The 10,068-nt window shown below is 56.3% G+C and carries 9 protein-coding genes; 8 read left to right on the top strand and 1 reads right to left on the bottom strand.

Annotated elements, in window-relative coordinates; genetic code table 11:
* The 3 genes from alr to O6929_07195 form a co-directional block, all read left to right on the top strand.
* On the top strand, nucleotides 1–784 hold a 784-nt coding region (gene alr / locus O6929_07205), incomplete at its 5' end, for an alanine racemase (GenBank protein ID MCZ6480174.1).
* Nucleotides 785–1,069: 285 nt separating this feature from the next.
* Nucleotides 1,070–1,306 (top strand): hypothetical protein, encoded by a 237-nt coding sequence (locus tag O6929_07200; GenBank protein MCZ6480173.1) that lies wholly within the window; start codon nucleotides 1,070–1,072, stop codon nucleotides 1,304–1,306.
* 377 nt (nucleotides 1,307–1,683) lie between these two features.
* Nucleotides 1,684–3,165, top strand: coding sequence for an AAA family ATPase (locus O6929_07195; GenBank protein MCZ6480172.1), 1,482 nt, complete (start codon nucleotides 1,684–1,686; stop codon nucleotides 3,163–3,165).
* Nucleotides 3,166–3,304: 139 nt separating this feature from the next.
* Here O6929_07195 and O6929_07190 read toward each other — a convergent pair whose 3' ends face one another.
* A complete protein-coding gene (locus O6929_07190) occupies nucleotides 3,305–4,084 on the bottom strand; it encodes a methyltransferase domain-containing protein (GenBank protein MCZ6480171.1) in 780 nt (259 codons plus the stop codon).
* Between the two features lie 130 nt (nucleotides 4,085–4,214).
* On the opposite strand from O6929_07190, the gene O6929_07185 reads away from it, so the two are divergent.
* From O6929_07185 to O6929_07165, 5 genes are all read left to right on the top strand, one after another.
* Nucleotides 4,215–5,006 (top strand): inositol monophosphatase family protein, encoded by a 792-nt coding sequence (locus O6929_07185; protein MCZ6480170.1) that lies wholly within the window; start codon nucleotides 4,215–4,217, stop codon nucleotides 5,004–5,006.
* 572 nt (nucleotides 5,007–5,578) lie between these two features.
* A complete protein-coding gene (locus O6929_07180) occupies nucleotides 5,579–5,875 on the top strand; it encodes a DUF4258 domain-containing protein (GenBank protein ID MCZ6480169.1) in 297 nt (98 codons plus the stop codon).
* Nucleotides 5,872–6,117 carry a YgiT-type zinc finger protein gene (locus O6929_07175; GenBank protein MCZ6480168.1) on the top strand — a complete coding sequence of 82 codons (246 nt, stop codon included), beginning with the start codon at nucleotides 5,872–5,874 and terminating at the stop codon, nucleotides 6,115–6,117. The genes O6929_07180 and O6929_07175 overlap by 4 nt, the downstream gene beginning before the upstream one ends.
* Nucleotides 6,118–6,323: 206 nt before the next feature.
* Complete coding sequence (lpxD, locus tag O6929_07170; GenBank protein ID MCZ6480167.1) at nucleotides 6,324–7,391, top strand: UDP-3-O-(3-hydroxymyristoyl)glucosamine N-acyltransferase; 1,068 nt, start codon at nucleotides 6,324–6,326, stop codon at nucleotides 7,389–7,391.
* Nucleotides 7,392–8,221: 830 nt separating this feature from the next.
* Entirely contained in the window at nucleotides 8,222–9,994 is a 1,773-nt protein-coding gene (locus O6929_07165; GenBank protein ID MCZ6480166.1) for a radical SAM protein, read from the top strand.
* The last annotated feature ends 74 nt before the right edge of the window (nucleotides 9,995–10,068 follow it).

Raw genomic sequence — 10,068 nt, 5'->3', positions numbered from 1 at the left:
CAGGGAGGCCGTGAGAGTTCATCTCAAGATCGATACCGGGATGGGGCGATTAGGGATTCACCCGTCTGAGGCCGCAGCCGGTGCGCAGGCCATTGTCCATCTCCCTGGATTGGAATTGGGAGGGGTGATGACCCACTTCGCTGCTGCCGATGCGGCCGATAAGGGCCACGCGTTGGAGCAGCTTCGGCGGTTTCTCGGGGCAGTCCGGGAGATAGAGGCGGCAGGAATTGCCGTCCCTCTCCGCCACGCCGCCAATAGCGCGGCCATCCTGAACCTTCCCGAAACCCATCTGGATATGGTGCGTCCGGGGATTGCGCTCTACGGTTATCCGCCATCTCTATTCGTCTCCCAAGGCCTCCCCTGGGAGCCGGTCCTGACGTTTATGACCCGCATTGCGCAGATGAAGAAGGTGCCAAAGGGCGGGACGGTGAGCTATGGCTGTACGTACGTTGCCCCGCGGGATATCCTGGTGGCGACGTTACCGGTGGGATATGCAGACGGCTATAATCGTCTTCTCTCGAACCAGGGAGAGGTGCTCATCCGGGGTCAGCGGGCACCGGTAATCGGCCGGGTATGCATGGACTTGATAACGATAGACGTGACTGATGTGGGGGGAGTCCAAGAAGGGGAGGAGGTAATCCTTCTCGGAAGGCAGGGTGACCAAGCATTCTCGGCCGATGAGTGGGCAGCGCGCCTTGGTACGATTTCCTACGAGATCCTCTGTAATATCAGTAAGCGAGTCCCCCGTACCTACCTTTGGCAGGGAAAGATTCTCGGCGCCTGAAATTCGTCATCTTCCTGTCAATAAGACATATTGGCTTGCCAAACGGACCAGAGATTTTACCCTTCAAAAATGTTGGCTTAGGTGCCCCTATTCTTACAATCACCCCGTCCTAGTTGGCTCAAATCCATTTCAGGCATAGAAATCAACTAGAATTCAAGGGGTTGCAAGAGTCACGGGCATCCCTCATGGCCGTCTGTTCGCGTGCTCCTGGACGCAAATTAATCTCTGCGTATCTGGCATCCCCCTTGCACAAATTCGGTTATGAACTTTCGGTAAGGAGGGACTATGAAAAGCCGTCGCATCGCGGCCGTTGAGGACGGTCCCAAGCAGGATGGGCAAGACCTCAACGAATTCAATGAAGAGGAGATCAGGCAGCTTGGGGAGAGGGGGATCACCCCGTACCACCTGGCCCGTTTCCTCGAGTCCCTTCGGAACAATCTGGATCCATCCTCTCTTCGGAGGGTTTTGATCCTTTTTGACGAGAGTCAGGGGGAGGAGCAATGTTATCGCGAGTGCGTGTAATTCCTTTCGCGAGGTTCTATGTTACGCTGAGCCGCGCCCTCAACGGCGTAAGCAGTTCGGCGTTCGCGTGTCGGCTAGAGAGGGCCTTGCAAGCAGCAACTGCGAACGAGAGTGTCGTGGAAGGTGTCTTGCTTGGTCTTGGGGCAGCGACACTCTGTTTTATGCTCGCGTATGCCGTCTTCGTTCTGATCTATTGCCAAGTCGGCTTCTTTACCATGGGACTTGGCTAACTCCTCAGGGATCACATCAAGAATTCACTGGGCAAGATTCCACCCTCACATAGCAATCCTTTCCCACCCCTACAAAAAAATAGGAATGAAATTTGCTGTGGTATGATCCTTGCGGGCCCATCAGGTCGTGCGAAGCAGAGGGGGTACATGGAAGTGTTGAGGGATCTCGAGATCCTCATCCTTTCCCGTTGTCCGATCATCGCCGTTGAGACCTACGAAGAGGAGCGGGTTGAAGAGGGTCTCAAGGGTGTTGCGGCGAAACTCGGTATCCCCCTCTTTGTCTGGACTGTCACCGGAGGGCTCGAGCGTGCCGGAGAAGGCAACCCGATCTATGATAGCAAACATCCCCTCAAGGCTCTGGCTAACGTGACCGCCATCGCGGCTGAAGGGATCTACCTCTTCAAAGACCTGCACCGGTATTGGGGTGAGGCCGAGGTGGTCCGCCAACTTCAGGACCTCGCCAGGCCCTTTGCCAAGGATCGCAGGGCCCTCATCATCACCGCACCACAAATCACCCTCCCCCCCGAGCTGGAAAAGCTCGCGGCTTTCTTCAGGATGGACCTTCCCACTGAGAAGGAGCTGAAGCTCCTCGCGAAGAACGTCGTCAAGAATCTCTCCCGAGAGCACAGGATCAAGGTGGAGATATCGTCCGATGAGTTCGACCGGCTGGTGGAAGGGATGAAGGGGCTCACGCTGTTTGAGGCGGAGCGGGCCCTGACCAAGGCGATTCTCCGCGATCTGGCTCTGACACGCAGAGACCTCGAGGTCATCATCGAGACCAAGAGAGAGCTGCTTGAGAAGGAGGGGGTTCTGGAGTACTTTCCCCCCGAAGGTGGTATGGCCGAGATCGGAGGACTTGGCAGGCTCAAGCGGTGGCTTGCCAAGCGGAAGAAAGCCTTTACTCCGGAGGCCAAGCGATTTGGCGTTCCACCCCCAAAGGGTATTATCCTCTTGGGAGTGCAGGGCTGCGGCAAGAGCATGGCCGCAAAGGCGGTGGCGAGGGAGTGGAGGCTGCCGCTGCTCAAGATGGAGCCGGGACGACTCTACGACAAATACGTTGGCGAGTCAGATAAAAACCTCGACAAGGCCCTGAAGATGGCAGAACGCATGGCTCCCTGTGTGCTGATGATTGATGAGATCGAGAAGGGCTTTGCCTCGACGGGAAGCTCGGAGGCGGATGCCGGGCTCTCCAAGCGGATCTTCGGTCGGCTCTTGGGGTGGCTGCAGGAGCGGAAAGGTCCCGTATTTGTCGTCGCCACCTGTAATCAGATTGCAGGATTGCCGCCGGAACTGATGCGCAAGGGGCGCTTTGATGAAATTTTCTTTATCGACCTGCCTCACGCGGACGCCCGGAAGGAAATCTTTGCTGTTCACTTAAAGAAGCGAAAGCGCAATCCCGCAGCCTTTGACTTGGGCGCGCTCGCTCAGGCATCAGAAGGGTTTAGCGGCGCCGAGATCGAGCAGGCCGTTGTCTCTGCTCTCTACACCGCCTTTTCCCGTGACACCGACGTCGATACCTCCCTCCTCATTGATGAACTTAGGGCCACTATACCCCTCTCCGTGATCCGGGAGGAGGACATCACAGCCCTCCGCGCGTGGGCGCGGGGCCGGACGGTGATGGCAAGCTGACTTTGCACGCGTCGATTCTTGCGATTACCCGGGACCTGCTCTTCTGTGGCTGACGGCTCGACTGTCTTCGACCCTGAGGCTCAGACCCGAAGGGAGCTCGCCGAAGTCTGCTGACAGCCGATAGCTAACTGCTGTAGCTCTAGGCGGGACGGGCGAGAAGAATAACAAGCATCCACGAGAAGTGAAAGTCGCCGCCTACCTCGCGGATGCGGAAAGCTTCCCGGACCGCGGGGGAAGCCTCGGTGAATCGCCGGCGGAGTTCGGCCACCACGTCGGGAGGGGAACCCGAAGTTCGAACCCAATCCGAAAAGACCAATTCAGTCCGGTGGGAAGTCGTCAGCTCCTCCAGGGTGAACCCCGTGTCCGCAACAAACCTCCGCCACTCTGAAGGCGTGTAATTCTGCACATGGGTGGGGTCCCGAAGCCGCTCGATCTCTTGGTGCCACATGTAAGGCTCCGGTTCTTCCGGACTGGAGGAGTCCGTCAGGGCGAAGCGCCCCGTGGGACGGAGGATCCGATGGATTTCTCGAAGGAAGGCAGGGACCGAGGCGAAATGGTGGGGGGCAATGCGACAGGTGGTGATGTCAAAGGTTTGGTCTCGGAAGGGCAGCGCCTCGGCAGCTACTTGAAGGAAGCGAATGTTTCGGAGTTGCCGCTCGACTGCCAAGCGCCGGGCCTCTTGTAGCATCGTTGTTGTGATATCGGTGGCCACCACCTCACCCGCGGCTTCGGCGAATGCAAAGGCGGTAAACCCTGTCCCCGTAGCAATGTCCAGGACCCGATCAGCGGATGTGGGCTTTCCCCAATTTACCATCACCCCCAGGCTTGTTCCTGTCGCATGGGGGCGGCTCACCGCATAACAGGCAGCCTGATGGCCGAACTGTCGTCGGACCGCTTTTTCGGGGCTGTCTTTCTTCATACGTCGAAGATATCACCTCAGTCAATATGGGGCAACTCTGCCTCCCCACCCTTGAGTTTGAGAATCTCCCCGGCGGTAACGTTGAGGAGGTTCTTTCGCTGTGATACAGTCAGCCGGGCAGGAGTGAAAAGTGATTTCGGAAGCTCGCGAACACTTAGCAGCCGCCCGGGAAGCGGCAAAAGAGGCGGGTCGGATCCTCATGGAAGGATTCGGCCGCCGTCCGGAGGTCTATTACAAGGGGCGGATCAATATCGTCACCGAAATCGACCGCCGGTCGGAGGCTTCCATTGTCGCTTTTCTGCACCGTCGCTTCCCTGACTACACCATCCTTTCCGAGGAGGGTCAGGGGTACGAAGGGAAGGGTGGGGCGAGCTGGATCGTCGATCCCCTTGATGGGACCACCAACTATGCCCACGGATTTCCCTTCTTTGCGGTCAGCATTGCGCTGCAGCAACAGGGTCAGCTTCGTTGTGGAGTGGTATATGATCCCCTGAGGGAGGAGTGGTTCACGGCCGTTCAGGGGGGTGGAACCTCCCTTAATAATGAGCCGATTCACGTCTCTGACACCGACGTGCTGGTTGAGGCGCTTCTCTGTACAGGCTTTCCGTACGAACTGAAAGAACATTTCGAGATGAACCTGAACCACTTCCGGAATTTCAGCATGCGGGCCCTGGCGGTGAGGCGTCCCGGCGCTGCGGCCTTAGACCTTTCGTATGTGGCGGCGGGGCGGCTCGACGGTTTTTGGGAGTTCCAGCTCAAGCCCTGGGATATGGCTGCTGGTGCCCTCCTGATTACGGAGGCGGGAGGAGTAGTCAGCGACGCCGGGGGAGGCCCCCTTGATATTTTCGGTGACGAAATCGTCGCCTCCAACTCGCGAATCCACCAGGCAATGCTCGATGTCCTCGCCCTCCCTCCCGCCTGAACCTCTCCGGCAAATAGACACCCTCTGGCGGACCACCTCAGAACCGTTTGTCTAGGGCACCCACAGGTCGGCCAGGGTTTTGAGACAGCCCCGGAGTTCCTGCCGGTAGTACCGTGGTAGCAGTGCCTTGGAACCACCTGATTTTCCTGGGGCCGGTGGGGTGAATCTGATTACCAATTAGCAGGTCAGAGGTTCGAATCCTCTTGGACGCACCACCAAATCAGCCACAGTCGCCGTCCCAATTACGCATTTCCGTCATTTCTTTTTGCCTCGTCGGGTAGGTATCGCGCATGACCTGCGGTAAAGCCGAGGGAGGCTGTCGGATTGCAAGACGTGACCACAACCCCGACTTCAGGAACACCCCTCCAACCGCCAACTTCCACTGAGCGGGCCAAGTCAACTCTTTGTTTTCCTTGAAGTTTCCTGATCCGTCCTATACGATACCAGCCATCGAGAATCCCAGATGGACATGGCGAACCTCCTAGGTTATTAGGACGTCGCTGGCGGTGGCATATAGCAAATCGGACGCTGGACGCCGACCACTTGTCCATTCGACAAAGGGGAAAAACTAGGTGCCGCCGCGTATCCCCGAACGGATCAGGCGGGCAATTCTTGATTCGGCATATGACATGACAGTCCACGCAGTTGAGGAGATGGCAGAGGACACCCTGGATCTCACGGATGAGGAGACCGCGATCCTCAACGGCAGACTAATCAAGAGAGAGAAAGACGAATCACGCGGGACACGGTATACTGTTCACGGGACAGGAGCAGATGGAACCACGCCTGTGGGGACCGTGGGCCGATTCACTGAGAGTGGCCGCTATCTCATCATTACCGTGTACGAGGTAACGGAGCCTGAGACATGACGAGCAAATTTGAATATCGTTGCGAGTATTGCGATGGGACCGTTCGAGAGAAGGTCGTGGAGCGTGAAGCCTTCAAGCACAAAGAGGGCTTTGTGATCCTGGAGGATGTGGTGATTGGGGTTTGTGACAAGTGTGGGAATCGCTACTACTCGGCAGATACCCTTAAACGGGTAGAGGCAATTGCCACGGGCAAGATCCCCCCAGAACGTACGGAAGAAGTCCCCGTGGCCCATGCCCCGTGAAGCTTGACACGTTGGTCGATCTTCAGATTCCGTGGCCAATGGGAAGGCTTTATTGGGTTTACAGTTCTTGTTCCCAGAGCAAATCGCAATTCGCACGCCTGACCCCGATCACTTCCTCCGTCGGATAGTGGCTATATTTTTTCCTGCTGTTTTTGATCGCAATTCACTCCGGGAAATATGAATGTACCGATTGGGAGGAATGCTGAATGAAGCAGTTGAACGTCTCTAAGATTTTTGAAGAATTTAATAAGGACGGGATCCTAACTCAGATGGAAGGTAAGGACGTCCAGGTTAAAAGCGTAGCTGCTGCAGATGATTGTGGACCAGGGGACCTTGTTTTTGCTGAAGAAGAAATCTATGCAAAACTTGTCGTCGAAAGGGGTGCCTCAGCAGTGGTGACCTCCCCGAAGCTTGTCAAAGAAATTGGGGGTACCCAGCAGATCACCATTCTGACGAGCCCCAATGTCAAGCTTGCAAGAGCCTTAATCTGTCAAAAGTACTTCGATCGTGAACTTCGTCAAGCGGATGAGCCCAGTATCCATCCTTCGGCGGTGATTCATGAGAGTGTCGAGGTTCCCAGGGATGTTGTCATTGGACCACGCGCGGTGGTTGGACCTCGTGTGCGGCTCGGCGATCACTGTGTTCTGATGTCAAACGTGGTCGTTGAAGAAGATGCTGTCATTGGGGACCATGCAATTCTCCATCCTTCGGTCGTGGTTGGATTCGGTTGCCGCGTCGGACAAAACGTCATTATTCGGTCGGGCACGATCATTGGCTCTGAAGGCTTTGGGTTTGCACAAGACGAGAAGAGAAAACACCACCGGATTCCACAGATGGGGAAGGTGGTCATCGAGGACCGTGTGGTGATCGGAGCCAACTGTTGCATCGATCGCGGGACCTTCCACGATACGCGAATCGGGGCGGGAACAATTATGGATAATCTTTGCCACATCGCGCATAATGTTGAGACCGGGGAAGACTGTATTCTCATGGCTATGACCTGTATTGCCGGCTCGACCCGATTGGGCAACCGAGTAATTACTAGCGGTCAGACCGGCATCCTTGATCATGTTGATGTCACCGACGACACGGTGCTTTTGCACCGCGCGGGTGTCACGAACGACGTTAAGAAGCCAGGGTTGTATGGCGGGGCGCCTATTCAACCGCTTAGGGAGCATATGAAGAACCAAGCCGTGATCCGCCGCTTGAGCGACATGCGCGCTGCGATCATGGAACTTAAAAAGAAAGTGACCGATTTGCAGTCAACGGAATAGGTAGACGAAATAAGCCAGCCCATTACTGCCAAGACGTCTTATTCGGAACAGGAAGTGCTGAGTTATTGTCTGCAGGATCATTGGACGAAACGGTGATTGCCAGCGCCTCCTCTTCTTATTATGTTCGACCGAGTTCCGTGCCCGTGCCAAAACATGGGGTCAAATCTGCTCTTGACTCATCTTTGGTCAAGCGTGACGAAATCGTCGCCTCCAACTCGCGAATCCACCAGGCAGTGCTCGATGTCCTTGCCCTCCCCCCCATCTGATCCTTTCCGGCAAGTAGGCGTCTTGAGGCGGACCACCTCAGAACCGTTTGTCCAGGGCACTCACAGGTCGGCCAGGGTTTTGGGACAGCCCCGGAATTCCTGCCGGTAGTACCGTGGTAGCAGTGCCTTGGAACCACCTGATTTTCCCTGTTGCCGGCGGGGTGGATCTGATTAGCAATCAGTAGATCGGAAGGCTAGCCACCGATGTCATAGAAGGTCTCTCCTCCTGTGATCCCCCCCTTTTCCGAACGTTTTGCCGTACGTCAAACGAGGTCTCTTCCCGAGGGGAAGGTTTACGGCATAGGGGATTTGCCTATGCAAACCATGGTAGTTTCGACGATGGGGAAAACAGGGCTAGCATTGATTGACATTCCAAGGCTTTTCTAATAGCGTACAGAGATTGTTCTCGACCGCACCCTATGGGCAAGCCCGAACGGACGAGCCATCACTCAAGGCGTTAACAGGTGCGTTTATCGTGTCGATCCTGGGCGTGGGACGGGTGGAAGACGCGGTGAGCTGCAGCTTGTGCCATAGGCGGCAAAAGGAAAGGGGGAGGGAACGTCGGTGAAAGGCAGGACCCCAAAGCAGTTTCATCTCATTATTATCAAGCCATCACATTACGATGATAATGGCTACGTGATCCAATGGATTCGTTCTTCCATCCCGTCAAACACCATGGCAGCGATCTACGGCCTCGCCCTGGATTGCGCCGAGCGGAAAGTCCTTGGTGACGATGTTCAGATCACGCTCACGGCGCACGACGAGACCAATACCCGTATCAGGGTAAGACGTCTGGCCCGATTGGTGCAGAAATCGGGCAGGTATGGTCTGGTCGCGCTGGTCGGCGTACAAACCAATCAATTTCCCAGAGCCGTGGACCTCGCGCTTCAATTTCTCGATCAGGGCGTCCAGGTGTGCATCGGCGGTTTTCACGTGAGTGGCTGCCTCGCCATGTTGCGTGATGTCCCGCGGGATCTACAGGAGGCAATGGATCACGGCATTTCACTTTATGCCGGTGAACTCGAGGGGCGGCTGGAGAACTTACTCCAGGATGCGTACGGCAAACGATTGAAGCCACTCTATAACTTCATAGAGGATCTGCCGAGCCTCGACGGGCGGCCCGTGCCGTACCTCCCAGCCCGCCTCATTCACCGGATGTCGGGGACACGAACCAGTTTCGACGCAGGCCGCGGCTGTCCCTTTCTGTGTAGCTTCTGCACCATCATCAACGTCCAGGGACGCAAATCCCGCTATCGCACTCCGCGTGACATCGAGGAGATCATCAGGACCAACGTCGCCCAAGGCATTAATAAGTTCTTCATAACCGATGATAACTTCGCCAGAAACAAAGTTTGGGAAGATCTGTTCGACCGGTTGGGCGAGCTACAAGAGGAAGATGGCATCGACTTCAAGATCACCATCCAGGTCGACACCCTCTGTCACCAGATCCCGTGTTTCATCGAGAAGGCGGGACGCGCGGGTGTCGACAGGGTGTTCATCGGTCTCGAGAGCATTAATCCGGAGTCCCTAGAGGGATCGAGAAAACACCAAAACGACATTACCAAATATCGGGACATGCTGCATGCATGGCACAGCATCGGTGCGCTCACGTTTGCCGGATACATCCTGGGTTTTCCCACTGACACGGCCGAGAGCATTCTGAGGGACATTCGCATCATCCAGCGGGAACTCCCGGTCGATTTACTGGAATTCTTTATCCTCACCCCCCTTCCTGGATCGCAAGACCACAAAGAGCTCTACGAACGCGGTGTGCCGTTGGATCTGGACATGAACAATTACGATACAATCCACGTGACCGCCCCTCACGCCCGAATGTCGAAGCAGGAGTGGTTAGACGTGTACGAAAAGGCATGGGACACGTACTACACGCCGGATCATGTCGAGGCGGTCGTGCGCCGAGCGAGGGAATGGGGCGTCAGCGCGAATAAGATCAAGTGGATGATGCTGTCATTCCACGCCGCTGCCAAGATCGAACGCGTACACCCGCTGGACGCCGGCCTCTTTCGACGTAAGTACCGACGCGATCGACGACGAGGCCTGCCCTTGGAGAATCCCCTGATCTTCTACGGCGGGTACCTATGGGAAATCGCCGATAAACTCATCCGTTTCCTGGGGATGTACAGGGACTATCAGCGGGCTTTCCGTCGGGCCATGAAAGGTACATCGCGACCCGCCGCCACGGATGTGGCCATGCAGCCGGTTCAGGCAAAGGAACTGGATGAATTGGAGCTCTTCACGGTGACGGATGCGGCCAGATCTGTGGCGCATAAGACCAAGCAAAAAGCAGAGAGGAGAAAGGCGGCCGCAGCACGCTGAACAAGCCGCTCATGGCCGGCTAGGCGATCGGGCTGCCCGAGCGGGACTAGCAGGCGAGGCCGATCAGTCTTGAT

It is taken from the genome of Candidatus Methylomirabilota bacterium, from assembly GCA_027293415.1.
Classification (GTDB): Bacteria; Methylomirabilota; Methylomirabilia; order Methylomirabilales; family CSP1-5; genus CSP1-5.
The sequence above is the reverse complement of the archived record's forward strand: the minus strand, read 5'-3'. Positions and strand labels throughout refer to the sequence as shown.

Excerpts from the sequence above, each read along its gene's own strand:
- lpxD (MCZ6480167.1), top strand. The coding sequence starts at position 6,324 with ATGAAGCAGTTGAACGTCTCTAAGATTTTTGAAGAATTTAATAAGGAC.
- O6929_07190 (MCZ6480171.1), bottom strand. The coding sequence starts at position 4,084 with ATGAAGAAAGACAGCCCCGAAAAAGCGGTCCGACGACAGTTCGGCCAT.
- O6929_07200 (MCZ6480173.1), top strand. The coding sequence starts at position 1,070 with ATGAAAAGCCGTCGCATCGCGGCCGTTGAGGACGGTCCCAAGCAGGAT.
- O6929_07175 (MCZ6480168.1), top strand. The coding sequence starts at position 5,872 with ATGACGAGCAAATTTGAATATCGTTGCGAGTATTGCGATGGGACCGTT.
- O6929_07195 (MCZ6480172.1), top strand. The coding sequence starts at position 1,684 with ATGGAAGTGTTGAGGGATCTCGAGATCCTCATCCTTTCCCGTTGTCCG.